The organism is Terasakiella sp., from assembly GCF_048267425.1.
Lineage (GTDB): Bacteria > Pseudomonadota > Alphaproteobacteria > Rhodospirillales > Terasakiellaceae > Terasakiella.
This window is the reverse complement of record NZ_JBLWXN010000002.1, coordinates 341,734-357,035: the sequence shown is the minus strand read 5'-3', so window position 1 is coordinate 357,035 and position 15,302 is coordinate 341,734. Positions and strand designations below refer to the sequence as shown.

General features: G+C 48.8%; 13 protein-coding genes. 9 read left to right on the top strand and 4 right to left on the bottom strand.

Going from position 1 to position 15,302, the window contains the following annotated elements; all coding sequences use genetic code 11:
- Positions 1-4 precede the first annotated feature (4 nt).
- Entirely contained in the window at positions 5-1,912 is a 1,908-nt protein-coding gene (gene asnB, locus ACN0VA_RS04820) for an asparagine synthase (glutamine-hydrolyzing) (protein WP_417820053.1), read from the bottom strand.
- A gap of 182 nt (positions 1,913-2,094) precedes the next feature.
- On the opposite strand from asnB, the gene ACN0VA_RS04815 reads away from it, so the two are divergent.
- From ACN0VA_RS04815 to ACN0VA_RS04805, 3 genes are all read left to right on the top strand, one after another.
- Entirely contained in the window at positions 2,095-5,037 is a 2,943-nt protein-coding gene (locus ACN0VA_RS04815; protein WP_417820052.1) for an HD domain-containing phosphohydrolase, read from the top strand.
- Between the two features lie 173 nt (positions 5,038-5,210).
- Positions 5,211-5,384: a hypothetical protein gene (locus ACN0VA_RS04810; RefSeq protein WP_417820051.1), complete on the top strand. Its 174-nt coding sequence runs from the start codon at positions 5,211-5,213 to the stop codon at positions 5,382-5,384.
- Positions 5,385-5,407: 23 nt separating this feature from the next.
- Entirely contained in the window at positions 5,408-6,019 is a 612-nt protein-coding gene (locus ACN0VA_RS04805; protein ID WP_417820050.1) for a class I SAM-dependent methyltransferase, read from the top strand.
- Here ACN0VA_RS04805 and ACN0VA_RS04800 read toward each other — a convergent pair.
- Positions 5,933-6,562 carry an MBL fold metallo-hydrolase gene (locus ACN0VA_RS04800; protein ID WP_417820049.1) on the bottom strand — a complete coding sequence of 210 codons (630 nt, stop codon included), beginning with the start codon at positions 6,560-6,562 and terminating at the stop codon, positions 5,933-5,935. The two genes, ACN0VA_RS04805 and ACN0VA_RS04800, sit on opposite strands and share 87 nt — an antisense overlap.
- 132 nt (positions 6,563-6,694) lie before the next feature.
- Here ACN0VA_RS04800 and ACN0VA_RS04795 point away from each other — a divergent pair, with 132 nt between their 5' ends.
- Both ACN0VA_RS04795 and ACN0VA_RS04790 read left to right on the top strand, forming a co-directional pair.
- Positions 6,695-7,864 (top strand): NnrS family protein, encoded by a 1,170-nt coding sequence (locus ACN0VA_RS04795; RefSeq protein ID WP_417820048.1) that lies wholly within the window; start codon positions 6,695-6,697, stop codon positions 7,862-7,864.
- Between the two features lie 80 nt (positions 7,865-7,944).
- Positions 7,945-9,165, top strand: a complete 1,221-nt coding sequence (locus ACN0VA_RS04790; protein WP_417820047.1) for an MFS transporter — start codon at positions 7,945-7,947, stop codon at positions 9,163-9,165.
- Positions 9,166-9,191: 26 nt separating this feature from the next.
- Here the strand turns inward: ACN0VA_RS04790 and ACN0VA_RS04785 are convergent, their stop codons facing one another.
- Positions 9,192-9,908: an isochorismatase family cysteine hydrolase gene (locus ACN0VA_RS04785; protein WP_417820046.1), complete on the bottom strand. Its 717-nt coding sequence runs from the start codon at positions 9,906-9,908 to the stop codon at positions 9,192-9,194.
- 212 nt (positions 9,909-10,120) lie between these two features.
- On the opposite strand from ACN0VA_RS04785, the gene purB reads away from it, so the two are divergent.
- The 4 genes from purB (at position 10,121) to ACN0VA_RS04765 (ending at position 14,331) form a co-directional block, all read left to right on the top strand.
- Positions 10,121-11,509 carry an adenylosuccinate lyase gene (purB, locus tag ACN0VA_RS04780; RefSeq protein ID WP_417820045.1) on the top strand — a complete coding sequence of 463 codons (1,389 nt, stop codon included), beginning with the start codon at positions 10,121-10,123 and terminating at the stop codon, positions 11,507-11,509.
- Positions 11,510-11,620: 111 nt separating this feature from the next.
- Positions 11,621-12,778 (top strand): phosphoserine transaminase, encoded by a 1,158-nt coding sequence (locus ACN0VA_RS04775; protein WP_417820044.1) that lies wholly within the window; start codon positions 11,621-11,623, stop codon positions 12,776-12,778.
- 69 nt (positions 12,779-12,847) lie between these two features.
- Positions 12,848-13,555, top strand: coding sequence for an ABC transporter permease (locus ACN0VA_RS04770; RefSeq protein ID WP_417820043.1), 708 nt, complete (start codon positions 12,848-12,850; stop codon positions 13,553-13,555).
- Positions 13,552-14,331, top strand: coding sequence for an ATP-binding cassette domain-containing protein (locus ACN0VA_RS04765; RefSeq protein ID WP_417820042.1), 780 nt, complete (start codon positions 13,552-13,554; stop codon positions 14,329-14,331). Before ACN0VA_RS04770 ends, ACN0VA_RS04765 begins: the two co-directional genes overlap by 4 nt.
- A 169-nt stretch (positions 14,332-14,500) precedes the next feature.
- On the opposite strand, the gene ACN0VA_RS04760 is transcribed toward ACN0VA_RS04765, so the two are convergent.
- Positions 14,501-15,247 (bottom strand): response regulator transcription factor, encoded by a 747-nt coding sequence (locus tag ACN0VA_RS04760; protein WP_417820041.1) that lies wholly within the window; start codon positions 15,245-15,247, stop codon positions 14,501-14,503.
- Between the last annotated feature and the right edge of the window lie 55 nt (positions 15,248-15,302).

The window sequence follows — 15,302 nt, the reverse complement described above, 5'->3', positions numbered from 1 at the left end:
GTCTCTATCCACGTCGTTTCTGATGTTTGTCGAGCCAGGCTTCCAGCATGAGAACGGTCCATAAAGGATAGGTCCACGCGCGTTTGCCGCTGCGATGATCTTGCCAACGGGCCATGACGACTTTGGCGTTATAATAGGGTGAGTTTTTGATGCGATCCGCACTGAGAAGGTCGTCTGCCCAATCTTTGAGGGGGCCACGTAACCAGTCGATCAAGGGGGGTTCAAACCCTTGTTTGGGGCGATCAACAATGTCTTGTGGGACATATCGATAAAGAACATCGCGTAAAATCCCCTTTTTATGATCATCCACGGTGTAGGCATCGGGTAGGGACCAGATAAATTCGATTAAGTTGTGATCCAGAAGCGGGGCGCGAATTTCCAATCCGCAAGACATGCTGGCCCGATCCGTTTTAACCAAAAGGTTGCTGGGCAGATAGGCTTGGGTATCACGATGCATCAAGGCCCGTTCAAGAGAGATGTCACCGTTTAAGGCAAGATCATCATCATAAATATTCGGGCTGAGGCGTTCAGGGGGATAAAGCCCCTCGTCCACGCGCCAGCGGCTCATGTGATTGGCGTAATATTGTGCGGCGTTATCATGGTGCAGGCGATTGAATTTCTTGCGCACGTTGCGGGCAAGCCGGGAGGGGCTGCCGGACAAGCCCATCAATATTTTTTTGTTTAACGCTTTGCGCCATGCGGGCAGATTGTGGACTTTGCGCCAATGGGCACTGGCGTCCCAGTATCGACCATAACCTCCAAATAATTCATCCCCGCCATCACCAGCCATACTGACGGTGACATGTTGGCGGGCAAGGCGACAGAGCAGGGTTGTCGGTACCTGTGAAGGATCGGCAAAGGGTTCGTCATAGACATCCTGTAAATCAGGGATCACGTCGAGGCAGTCGCGTTCACTCATTTTAAATGTGGTGTGCTCGGTATTTAAATGGCGGGCAACGGCTTCGGCATGGGGACTTTCATCAAAGCGCGGATTGTCAAAACCGATGGCGAAACTGCGCACCCGATCCGGGGCAACGGCCTTCATCAAGGCGACAACGGTGGAACTGTCGATCCCGCCGGATAAAAAGGCACCAAGGGGAACATCGGCGACAATGCGTTGTTTGATGCCAGAAAGCAGGCGGTCGTTTAATTCGTTTGCGGCCTCGTCGCGACTGCCCTGAAACGGGGTGCTTCGTGCGTGAACAAACATATCACGCGGCGACCAGAAGGATTTGTTTGTCACCTGCCCGGAAGACTCTATACGTACGAAATGCCCCGGTTCCAGTTTGGTTATGTTTTTAAAAACGGATAACGGGTCAGGGACATAGGCAAAACGCAGGTAAGCAGCAACCGCACCATCATTGATTGTGGCACTAAAATCAGGATGAGGGTAAAGGGCTTTGACTTCTGAGGTAAAGAATAAGGTTCCGTTTTCCCGCCCGAAATAAAGCGGCTTTTCACCCATGCGATCGCGCGCAAGGGTGAGTGATTTTTCCTGTTTGTCCCAAAGGGCAATGGCAAACATACCGCTGAGTTTGCCCAAGGTTTCTTCAATTCCAAAACGACTGATAAGGGCGAGAATAACTTCGCTATCGGAATGTCCGCGCCATGTGATTTTTTCAACTTGGTTCAGGTCTTGGCGCAGGTCTTGGAAGTTATAAATCTCACCATTAAACACCATGATGTAACGTCCGCAGGCGGATGTCATCGGTTGATGTCCGGCTTGGGACAAATCTTGAATGGAAAGCCTTCGAAATCCTAATGCAATCCCATGTTCCGAATCGCACCATAGGCCATGATCATCGGGGCCACGGGATGTGATTTGGATGGTCATTTCTGTGAGGATACGGTGTTGATCCTCTTGGTTAAATTTGTTGTTATTGAGTGAAAAGAAACCGACCAAACCACACATAAGTAAGCGTAACCCCTTGTTTTTTGCAGTGATAAGACAGTGATATACGCTTTTATCTGAAGATGCTACCAAGGATATGACATTCGCCAGAGCACGTGTACTGCAAATGTATTATTTTTAGTTTGAGGTGAACGTCTCCTCCCGTATAGTGCCATAGGTTGTTGCGTGGTAGGAGGGGCACTATGCGCGTTCGTTTTAAGTTAAGTCTGACACTTGTAAGTTTGGCTGTGATCTGTTCGCTATCGATCGCCACGCTATTCAGCATTTGGGTTTTGGGAACCCGGACGGCAAAAGAAGTTGCTGGAAATTTGTTTACAGCCGTTTCAAATAATGTTGAGAATCAGATTGTCAATTTGCTGGATCAATCGGTTGCCAATGCGTCGTTATTGGCCAGTCGCAAATCCGATGAAGCCGTTTTCGGTGATGGATTGAACGCCAGTATCCTGCCCTTGTACTTTAGTGTTTTAGAACAACGCAAAACCATTTATTCGGTCTATTGCGGGCATTTGGATGGATCCTTTTTGCAGGTGATTGCGACACGAGGGCGGGAAGCCGTGATTGCAAGTCACAAAGCCCCGGCAAATACGGTCTGGATCGTACGCACGATTTATTCAAAAGAGGGGGAACGTCTGCAAAACTGGTCGTTTCTGGATGAGCAGAAAAACGTGATTTCTCAACGTGAAGAAGTCAATCCGAATTATGATCCGCGCGAACGCCCTTGGTTTACCAATGCAATTGAAAATGGTGACCCGCATTTATCGGATGTTTATGTCTATAATTCGTTTAAAACGCCGGGGATTACCGCCTCAAGGCGCATGGCAAGCGGGCATGGCGTTGTTGGTGTCGATCTGACCTTAACCGAGCTCAGCGAGTTCGTCTCCAGACAATTTGTTTCCGAAAATGGAACGGCGTGGATTTACGACGATAAAAAACGGATTATTGCTTTTCCCAAGAGCTTCAAGAGTGTTCATCATTTAGGGGACCTGACACATATTGATGATCCGAGCGTGGATGTCATCCTTGGGAAAACAAAAGCAAAAACACAGGATTATTTTAAAAGTGTCGAAAAACTCAGCAAGTATGGGGCTCAGTTTAACATTGCGGTCGCAGCTCCGCTGGACGATTTTCGTCAAAGTTTCATAACGATGGAACACCGCGTTCTGAATGCGAGTATTTTTTGTATTATCCTGTTCATTCCAATCATATACGTTTTCAGTGCCCGTTTAACCCGACGTGTTTCGCAGTTGGTTGAAGATGCAAAACGGATAGAACATCTTGAATTTGATATGAAGTCCCGAAAACCATCGCATATTATTGAATTTTACGAGCTGGAAAATACATTTGATGAAATGCGCGGATCTCTTGCACTTAAGACGCAAGATCTGGCGACCAGTCAGGAAAAACTGAATAGATTGGTCGAGTTGGGTATTGCGATGTCGGCAGAACGCGATACGGAAAAAGTAATGGAAATGGTGCTGCTTGGTGCCAAGGAACTTGCCAATGCCGATGGTGGGACATTGTATAAAATTGAAGATCGGGCGCTGAGCTTTAAGATTTTACGCAATGACACGCTTAATGTTGCGATGGGGGGCACCAGCGGTGTAAAGCCCTCGTTTAATCCTGTTGCTCTGTTCAATGAGATGGGAGAGGAAAATCATAAGAATGTCGTAAGCCATACGGTTCACGCGTCAGAGTCTGTCAATATCATTGATGCATACAATAACGAGGATTTTGATTTTTCAGGGACCAAGACCTTTGATGATATGAACGGCTATCGTTCTCAATCTTTCTTGACGGTTCCTTTAAAACCGCGCGGTGGTGATGTCATCGGTGCGTTGCAAATTCTGAATGCACAGGATGAAGCGGGCGAGATTGTTCCGTTCAGTCCGGAGATCCAACGTTTTGTCGAGGCTTTGGCGGCGCAGGCTGCAACAATCCTGTATAATCGTGAATTGTTGGATGCACAGGAAAAATTGATGGATTCTATGATCCAATTGATTGCCGGTGCGATTGATGCGAAAAGCCCTTATACGGGCGGACATTGTGAACGCGTCCCTGAATTGGCAACCATGCTGGCCCGTAAGGCATGTGAGAGCAATGACGGCGTGCTGGCAGAGTTTCAGTTTAAAACAGAAGAAGAATGGCGCGAGTTTTCCATGGGGGCATGGCTGCATGATTGCGGGAAAGTGATTACGCCGGAATATGTGGTCGATAAAGCAACCAAGCTGGAAACAATTTACAACCGAATTCACGAAATCAGAACGCGGTTTGAGGTTTTGTTGCGTGACGCGGAACTGGTCTACTACCAAGGGCTTTTAGAAGGTGGTGAACCGGATGAATTAAAAGCCGCACTGGAAAAACGCAAAGCCAAGTTGATTGACGACTATGCCTTTGTTGCAGAATGCAATGTAGGTGGTGAATTTATGGCGCAAGAAAAGCTGGAGCGACTAAAAACAATTTCGGAAGAAACCTGGGTACGTCATTTTGATATAAAATTGGGTTTGTCTCATCAAGAAGAGCCTTTATATGCAGGCCTGCCGGATGCACCGGCAAAAGAGCAATTACTGGAAGATAAACCGTATCATTTAATTGAACGTGAACGTGATGTCCGGCAGCAATACGAAGCTTTGGAATTTAAAACTCCGGTTCCGGAATATTTATATAATCGGGGTGAAATTTATAATCTGAGCATTATGCGCGGAACCTTGACGGAAGAAGAACGATTCAAAATTACCGAACATGTGATGCAAACGATTGCGATGTTGGAAAATCTTCCATTCCCGGCCCATATGAAACGCATTCCTGAATATGCCGGAACCCACCACGAAACCATGATTGGAACAGGCTATCCGCGCGGGTTAAGTGCAGAAGATCTGTCGATTCCAGCACGTATCATGGCGCTGGCGGATATTTTTGAGGCTTTGACAGCATCTGATCGACCCTATAAAAAAGCGAAAACCCTGTCAGAAGCCGTCAAAATTCTCAGCTTCTTTAAGAAAGACAAGCATATTGATGGGGAAGTCTTTGATCTTTTCCTCACCTCGGGGGTGTATAGGGAATATGCGGAACGTTTCTTGTTGCCTGATCAAATCGATGAGGTCGATATTTCGCAATATCTTTCCTGACGTCCTGTTTTCCTGAGTTTGCAGGTCAACATGTTGTTGTAATAATATTTCATTTTTAAGTTGTAAATTTTACAAAAATGTTGCAATGCCGAAAAACTTCCCTTACTAATTTAGTCCATAAAAAAGACGCATAAAAAAATATCGCAAGAGGATATAACGTCTAGGAGAGCGAAATGGACCCCCAAATGGTATGGGACATGATGGATGAGTGCGATGGTCAGGTGGAAACACCGGGGACTATGAGTGCTGCGTCTGAGGTCGAGGATAAAGCGCAATCGAAACCCGAACCCTCGCATAAGGTATCATCCGGTTTTATGGGCTTTCCCGTGTTTGGCTTTCATCGTTGAACGCTGTAATTTGAATTGTGTGTATGATGACCGTTTCGCCTTGGATTGATCGGTTTTCCTCCTGTGTGCCGTCAGATGATGTTGTTCTGGATTTGGCCTGCGGGAAAGGGCGTCATGGACGTTTTTTTCTGGATCACGGGCATAAAGTGCTGTTTGTTGACCAAAATGTTGACGGGTTGAGCGACTTAAGCACTGTTGAAGCGGCTGAAATTTTACAATGCGATCTGGAAGATGGACGTGACTGGCCCTTTGAACACGAACAGTTCGGTGCGATTGTGGTCACAAATTATCTTTACCGCCCCCATTTGTCTTTTCTGGCCCCCACGTTGAAACAAGGTGGCGTGCTGTTGTACGAAACGTTTGCACTGGGCAATGAAAAATTCGGTCGTCCGCGCAATCCTGATTTCCTTCTGCACCCAGATGAGTTGCTTGAGGTCGCCCAAAAAGGCGGACTGAACGTCGTTGCCTTTGAACAAGGTCAGGACGGGGACAAAGTTATTCAACGCCTTTGTGCTGTCAAAGGGCGCGATACGGTTATAGAGGTGGGGTTAACGCAAGAACGGGTTGCTGCGTTTCTCATCACCGATGGTGGACAAGGGGCCGTGACCGGGGATAAAGACCACATCATCACCTAACGGGAATAGTTTGGTTTTAATGGCATGGATCAGGTCTTCGTGATTGCCCTTTGGAAAATCTGTGCGTCCAATGGACCCTTGAAACAAGACGTCGCCAACAATGGCAACGCGGCTTTTCTTTTCAAAAAAGACAACATGACCCGGTGTATGTCCCGGGCAGTGCAAGACATCCAATGTAACGTTGCCGAAAGTAACAGTGTCGCCGTCGTTTAACCAACGTGTCGGGGTAAAGCTTTCAGTTGGAGGGAAGCCAAATTGAACGGTTTGTTCCGGTAAACCTTCAATCCAGAAATTATCATCCTTATGCGGGCCTTCGATCGGCAGGTTTTCTTTGGCTGAAATTTCTGCAACGCCGCCGACATGATCAAGGTGCCCGTGTGTACAAAGGATTTTTTCAAGCGTAATGCCTTCTTCTTTGACTTCATGCATTAACTTGTCAATATCCCCGCCGGGATCGACAAGGCAGCCTTTCATCGTATCCTCGCACCAGATTAAGGAACAATTTTGCGCAAAGGCGGTAACGGGGATAATCTTGGCTTTCATGGCGTTTACTTTTTGTCCGGGAAATATTGAGAAACGTTGCACAGTATGGGTGTCAGGTTGACGAAAGTCAACGCACTGCGATTATAAAAAGGGTAATAACCAACTAGAATACTCAGTTTTATGAAGGAAGTCATGGCTCGCGTTTTTTTGGATATCGGTGAACCCGTTCAGCCCTACAATGGTCCGGTTCTGTTTTCATCCGGTCACCGCGTTTTTTTCCTGTTTACAGCTCTCAGCGGCGTTGCCTTTTTGCTCGCTTGGGTGTTGGGTTATATGGGAATGATTGACCTGAGCCTGACATGGCATGGGCACGAGATGGTCTTTGGATTTTCCAGTGCGGCCATTGGTGGCTTCTTGATGGCGGCTGTCCCCAAATGGACATCCAGCAAGAATTTTGTCGGACGGCCTGTTGTCATTATGGCGATTTTCTGGCTATTGGGTCGGATCGGTATTCTCGCCGCAGAAATGAACGAAGCTTTCGTCTATCTGGCGTGGCTGGATTTACTGTATCTGCCGATGCTGTCTTATGAAATTGCCAGCCGTATTATCGGTGCGCAGAACAAGCGTAACTTTATTGTCCCGCTTGTTCTTGTATTGTGGTGTCTGGCGAATGTGGCGTGGCACTTTTGGGACACGGCAAATGCGGCGCGTGCGGGCGTTTATATGATTATCGCGATTGCATCGTTGATTAGTGCGCGCGTCATTCCCGCCTTTACACAAAATGCGCTCCGCATGAAATTGCAAACCAACATTACGTGTACCACACCACAATGGACGCATCTTGTAACCGTTATTTTGGTGCTGTTACTGGCGTTATCCACGCTGTTTGAGGCACCAGATGTGATCAAGGGCGTGATTGCCAGTGTGACGGCAATCGTTCTGGTTTATCGTATGGCGCGTTGGCATTCCTTTAAAACGCTGGATAACCCGATTGTGTGGGTTTTACATGCCGCCTATGTCTGGTTGCCGATCGGGTTTGCCCTGACGGGTGTGGCTCATTTGACCGATTATCTTAATGCCAACCAAGCCTTGCATGCGTTGACAACAGGCGGGATCGGTATGTTGATTTTGGCGGTTGCTTCGCGCGCGGCATTGGGCCATTCAGGTCGTCCGTTAAAAGCCTCCGGTTTGACGGTAGCGGCATATGTGATCGTTACGGCGGCAACCTTTGTTCGGGTCATTGAATTGAATTCAAACTGGGTAATTGCGTCCGGTCTGTTGTGGGTGATCGGTTATGGCCTGTTTGCTGCGGTTTACGCCCCGATTCTGATCCGTCCACGTATTGACGGTCTACCTGGATAAAATCGTTTAAGTATTTCTTGCGATTGCAACTTTGATGGGTTGTGGGCATAGTTCTTCGAAATTCGTTTCAGGAGAAAACAATGTCACACAGCCCAACTGCAATGGTGTTCCGGGTGTTTATCCCCTTCGCCTTCGGTTATTTTCTGTCCTACCTTTATCGGGTGGTCAATGCGGTGATTGCACCGGATTTGATTGGGGATCTGGGTTTGGGGGCAGATATTTTGGGGCTGTTGACGGCGTCTTATTTTCTGACGTTTGCCGCGTTTCAAATTCCGTTAGGGGTGTTGCTGGATAAATACGGCCCCCGTCAGGTTGAAGCGGCCCTTTTGATCTTTGCGGCCCTCGGGGCAGCCGTTTTTGCGATGGCTGAAGACAGCGCCAGTCTGATTGCAGGCCGGGCCTTGATCGGCTTTGGCGTTTCAGCCTGTTTGATGGCTTCTTTCAAGGCATTTACCGTTTTTTACGATACGAGCAAACTACCTTTGGTCAATGGCTTTATTATGGCGGCAGGCGGCATGGGGGCGTTGGCCGGTACGGCCCCAACCGAGCTGGTTGTTCAGGAAATTGGCTGGCGGGGCGGATTTTGGGGCTTGGCGGCCTTGACGCTGGTCTGTGCGTTATTTGTTTATCTGCTGGTTCCCTCGACCAAGCGCCCGGAACATAAAACCACAATTTCCGAACAAATGAATGGTGTGAAAGAGGTTTTTACCAGTCGGTTTTTCTGGCGGATCGCGCCGATTACCATGATGTCACAAGCCAGTTTTATTTCCGTTCAAAGCCTGTGGGCGGGACCGTGGCACCATGATATTGGTGGTTTAGACCGTGGGGATGTCGCAGGCAGTCTGTTTTGGGTTGCTGCGGCAATGGTTGCCGGTTTTCTGGGGCTCGGGGCGCTCAGTGAGCGATTGGGACGAATGGGCATCAAGACGATTTATGTAGCAGGAACGGGGATGTTCTTTTTTATGCTCTGTCAAATCGGGATCATTATGGAATGGGCCGTTGATTGGCACTGGATCTGGATTTGTTTCGGCTTTTTCGGGACATCGGGCATTTTGCAATATGCGGTTTTGTCGCAACATTTCCCCACGCATTTGGCTGGGCGGGTCAATACAGCGATAAACCTGATGGTTTTCATTACCATTTTTATTTTGCAGTCTCTCAGCGGACAGGTCATCAATCTGTGGGAAGCCACGGCAAGCGGTGGTTATGACCCGGTGGCCTATCAGGCGGCTTTCGGGATGTTTTTAGCTTTGCAGGTTGTTTGTTACATCTGGTTTATTCTACCGCGAAAGGGGGCCTAAACCCCCTTTCAGGTCAGCGTGGTTGTTTATTTCAGGGCTTGTGTCGCTTGGGCTGTGGTTAAAACGCCATTGGCGATCATACCATAATTGACAAGGGCAGCGTTGTAGGCTTCTTCGCCCGGTGCGGCGACCGCATCTTTGACGACGTAGACTTTAAAGCCGTTTTCCATCAGCGCGCGCATGTGTGAATCGACACATAGGTTAGCAACCAGTCCCCCTAGGACAACGGTATCAATACCATGGGCACGCAGTTGATAGATTAAATCATTGCTTTCCGGTCCGTACATTTTATGGGGGGCAACCACGATGGTTTTGCCGTCGTTAATATATTTTTTAAAAGGTTCGTAAAAATCGGCCCCTGTGCCAACCAGTTCCGCCGGATCCAACGTATCACTATAAAGGGCTTTCATTTCCAGCAATTGCGCTTGCAAGGCTCCGGCCTGATCCCAGTTAATATCCAGTTTGGTATAAACCAGTGGATCGACCGCCAAAGTTAAACCTTGAGATTTTGCTGTTTTCATCAATGTTTCGATGTTTTTGATGGTGCCGAGCTTTTCCATATTCGGGGCGACGAGGCCGTAAAGCTTACCGCTTTTGTCCAGAAAATCTTTTTGTGGGTCGGTGATGACAATTGCGGTGCGGGTTTTGTCGAATGTGGGCAACGGTGTTTCGTTGGCAGAGGCGTTGAATGCGCCAAATGTCACACAGAGGCCGGTCAGAAGGCCGAAAAGAAATTTTTTCATAACGAATTGCCTTTTCCAAGTTGAATGATTTTTTACAACTAGGCCATTCGATGACTGCGTTATGTATCCTAGGATATATAACGTGATATTTTTTGGCGCTTGAGGCAGCGGAAATGGAAAAGAGTCACAATCCCCCTTCCAAAAATGACTCTTTTCTGCCATAAACCGCGCAAGTTTTTCCGTGTTGCAACATCGTTTGAAAAGAGAGTGCCATGATCCCGCGCTATTCCCGCAAGGAAATGACAGATATCTGGGAACCCGCCAACAAGTTCCGTATCTGGTTTGAAATTGAAGCCCACGCCGCCACAAAGATGGAAGAATTGGGTGTGATCCCCGCCGGTACATCCAAAGTGATTTGGGAAAAAGGCCAGAAAGAATATACGCCGGAACGGATTGCGCGTATCGACGAGATCGAGATGGAAGTCAAACATGACGTTATCGCGTTTTTGACCGAACTGTCTGAAAATGTTGGTTCTGAAGCACGCTTTGTGCATCAGGGCATGACTTCTTCCGATGTTTTGGACACCTGTCTTGGTGTTCAAATGATGCAGGCGGCAGATTTGCTGTTGAAAGATCTGGACCGTTTGTTGGCGGCGCTGAAAACACGCGCTGAAGAAACAAAATATATGGTCTGCATTGGTCGCTCACACGGTATCCATGCCGAGCCTGTGACAATGGGTCTGAAATTTGCCCGTTTCTATGCGGAAATGAGCCGCAACCGCGAACGCTTGGTTCGTGCCCGCGAAGAAATTGCAACTTGTGCCATTTCCGGTGCGGTTGGTACATTTGCCAACGTTGACCCGCGTGTTGAAGAATATGTAGCCGAACAAATGGGCCTGACACCGGAACCGATTTCAACGCAGGTTATTCCACGTGATCGTCATGCCAATTATTTCTGCGTGCTGGGGATGATTGCTTCTTCGATGGAAAATATCGCCATTGAAATCCGTCACATGCAGCGCACCGAAGTCCGCGAAGCACAGGAATATTTTGCACCGGGTCAAAAAGGTTCCAGTGCCATGCCACACAAACGTAACCCGATCTTGACAGAAAACCTGACAGGTCTGGCGCGTGCCGTTCGTATGGCGGTCACACCGGCGTTGGAAAACGTGGCGCTTTGGCATGAACGCGATATTTCGCATTCCTCTGTTGAACGTATGATCGGCCCGGATGCAACCGTGACACTTGATTTTGCGTTGGGCCGCTTGGCAGGCACAATTGAAAAATTGGTTGTTTATCCGCAAAATATGCTGGACCATATGAATAATTTCGGTGGTGTGCATGATGCGCAGCGTGTTCTGTTGTTCTTGACGCAAAATGGTGTGTCACGCGAAGACAGCTACCGCATTGTACAACGTAACGCCATGCGCGTCTGGAAATCCTATGGCATTGATCCCGATAACCCGGATGGTCAGGTTGAACTGGATGCGACGGAAAAAGAAGCGCAAGAATATGACAACCGCTTGTTCTTCTTCCTGTCCAAAGACGAAGGCTTGACGGAACATTTGACGGTTGAACAGCTCAAAACCCTGTTGGATGAAGATTCCATTTCTTATCACACCAAACGTGTGGATGTGATCTTCAATCGCGTATTCGGGTAATGTGATAAATTGAAATCTTCGTCTTGGCGAAGGTTCGATTTCTCTATAAACAAGGGCTGGTCTCTCATAAGGATTGAGAGAACGGCCCTTTTTTACTTTTAAGGCAAAGCCATGACCAAACCTGTATTGAAACCTGCCAATCCCAATTTTTCTTCCGGTCCCTGTTCCAAACGTCCCGGCTTTACGCTGGATGCGTTGAAAGGGGCGGCGCTGGGTCGATCGCATCGGGCCAAAATCGGTAAAGATAAGTTGGCGGAAGTTATTGACCGGACCAAGGCTGTGTTAAACATTCCGTCTGATTATCGTGTCGGGATTGTGCCAGCATCTGATACGGGGGCGGTGGAAATGGCGCTCTGGTCCATGTTGGGTGCGCGTGGTGTCGATATGCTGCAATGGGAAAGCTTCGGCAAGGGCTGGGTTGGGGACGTTAAAACTCAACTGGGTCTTGAAGATGTGCGCGTTTTTGGTGCCGATTATGGGCAACTGCCTGATCTGGATGCTGTTGATTTCTCGCGCGATGTTGTCTTTACATGGAATGGCACGACGTCAGGTGTACGTGTTCCTAATGGGGACTGGATTGCGGATGAGCGTGCTGGCTTGACTTTCTGCGATGCAACTTCAGCCGTTTTTGCGATGGAAATCCCGTGGGATAAAATCGATGTTTTGACCTATTCCTGGCAGAAAGTCATGGGCGGCGAGGGGGCACACGGTATGTTGGTGCTGTCACCGCGTGCGGTGGAACGTTTGGAAAGCTATAAACCGGCGTGGCCTTTGCCAAAAATCTTCCGCATGACAAAAGATGGAAAATTGATGGAAGGCATCTTTACTGGGGCAACGATCAATACACCGTCCATGTTATGTGTGGAAGATGCGCTGGATGGTTTGCGTTGGGCCGAAGAAATTGGCGGTCTGGATGCCTTGATCCAACGTTCTCAAGCCAATCTGAAAGTATTGGAAGACTGGGTGGACGGTAATGAGAACGTGGCCTTTTTATCTGTTGATCCGGCAACACGTTCCAATACATCGGTCTGCTTATCCATTACGGCGGACTGGTTTGCAGCTTTGTCCGATGAAGATAAGACAAAGGCTGCGAAGAAACTGGTGGCTTTGTTGGATGAAGAAGGGGCTGCCTACGATATCGGATCTTACAAGGATGCCCCGGCGGGCTTGCGCATTTGGTGCGGGGCAACGGTGGAAGCGGATGATCTGCGGCTTTTGACCCCTTGGCTGGATTGGGGGCTGGCGGAAGTCGCTGCACAATATTCCTAAAATAAAAAAGAACCCATCGTCTGATTTATTGTACGATGGGTTTTTTCTTGGGCCTCTCAAGGGTGGACTGTGGCGGAATTCTGGGCAGCCTTTGCGGCAGCGTTTGATTTGATCTATGGGGCAGATGACAATCTGGTCGGGATTGTCCTGTTGTCATTACGTGTCAGTCTGACGGCTGTATTGATTGCTGCCCTGATCGGTTTACCATTGGGGGCGCTGGTTGGCTTTCTCTCTTTTCCGGGGAAAAAGGCCTGTGTTGTGGTTCTGAACGCCCTGATGGGATTGCCCCCTGTCGTTGTCGGCTTGCTGGTCTATCTGGCGTTATCACGCGCAGGACCATTGGGGGTGTTCGGCCTGCTGTTTACGCCAATGGCAATGATCATTGCCCAAGTCATTTTAATCACCCCGATTATTGCGGCATTAACCCGTCAGGTCGTAGAGGATTTGTGGGGGGAGTATCGCGAACAATTAACCTCCCTGCAATGTAGCACAGGGCAAGTGGTTTTGACCTTGTTATGGGATGGGCGGTTTAGTCTGTTTACAGCTGTCTTAGCCGGGTTTGGTCGGGCCAGTGCCGAGGTTGGGGCGGTGATGATCGTCGGGGGTAATATCGACCATGTGACGCGGGTGATGACAACTGCGATTGCACTGGAAGTCAGTAAAGGTGATTTGGCCTTGGCGCTGGGACTTGGGATTGTCTTATTGACCTTGTCGTTGGGGGTGAATGCAATTGCGTATGTGTTGGGTGAATTTGCCCGAAAAAGGATGGGCGCATGACCAAAAGAAACGTGCCTTTACAGGTCAAAAACCTGTGTTTTGATGCCCGTGGCATTCGACTGATCAAAGACGTTTCGTTTGATTTGACCGCTGGTTCGCGTTTGATGGTCTTGGGGGCAAACGGCGCGGGTAAAAGCCTGTTGATGCGTTTGTGTCATGGCCTGTTGGTTCCCCATTCCGGGACAGTGCAATGGGGGGAAGGGCAAGAGGGAAAAATGATCCAACAAGCCATGGTTTTTCAGCGCCCTGTTATGTTACGCAGAACGGCCCTTGCTAATATTGTCTATGGCCTGAAATGCAAAGGGGTTGCGCGTCGCTCACGTCGGGATATTGCGTTTGATTTTCTAAGCCGTGTGGGCTTGGCCCGTTTGGCAAACCATCCCGCGCGGCTGTTGTCGTTTGGGGAACAACAACGCCTTGCACTGGCGCGGGCCTGGGCGATGGAACCGGACGTCTTGTTCATGGATGAACCAACCGCCAGTCTGGACCCAAGCGCGACACATGCGATTGAAGAAATCACACGCTTGATCGCAGAAGAAGGCACGACCATTATGATGAGCACCCATGATTTGGGACAGGCCAAACGTTTAGGCAGCGACGTGTTGTTTTTGCATCGCGGGCGTGTTTTGGAACAAGCGGGTGTGCAAGACTTTTTCCAACAGCCAAAAAATGATTTGGCGCAGGCTTTTGTGCGTGGTGAATTGTTGTGGTGGAAGAAAAAGAAAGATTTATATCCCGGTGGCGGGATAGAGCAAATCCCGAGCGACCGAATTTAGGTCGTGACGACGCATTTGCGTAAGATAAACAGGCAAATCCCGAGCGACCGAATTTAGGTCGTGACGACGCATTTGCGTAAGATAAACAGGCAAATCCCGAGCGACCGAATTTAGGTCGCGACGACGCATTTGCGTAAAATAAATAAACAAAAATTCCGAGTGATCGGACTTAATCCCGCGTGACTTTAGCCGTGAACATATACCCGCGATTGCGCACTGTTTTGATGAATTTAGGGGCTTTCGGGTCACTTTCGATTTTTTTGCGCAAACGTGTAATCTGCACATCAATACTGCGGTCAAAGGCCGGGGTGTTGTCACCGTGGACAAGATCAAGCAACTGGTCACGGCTGAGAATACGGTTGGGATGTTCGATGAAGGCTTGCAGCAGGTTAAACTCGCTATTGGATAATTGCGGCTGCATACCGTCTGGTCCGGTAATTTCCAAGGAGGCGAGATCAACTTTCCAGCCATCGAAAATAAAGGACATATCAGAACGTTGTGCCCCGCTGGACACCGTGGTTTGTGTTGTCGTCTGTGCGCTGCTGGGTTGTGTGCGGCGGATAATGCTGCGCACACGGGCGAGTAATTCGCGAGGTTCAAACGGTTTCCCCAGATAATCGTCGGCCCCGACTTCCAGCCCGATGATACGTTCAGTGGTGTCTCCGCGCCCACTGAGGATCATAATGCCGATGCTGGTACGGCTTTTAATTTCGCGCGTCAGGGATAAACCGTCCATATCGGGCAGGCCCAAATCAACAACGCAAAGATCAACATGTGTATCTGAGATAATATTCAGGGCAGCCTGACCGGAAGACGTTATGGTGGTTTCAAATTCCGCATCTTCAAGACATGCGGCGACCACGTCAGCCACAACCGGGTCGTCTTCGACGATCAGAATGTGTTTTGTTTCGCCCATGGTTTGCCCGTTATTATTATTGTTGAAATATTTTGAAATAATATGGGCATATCAC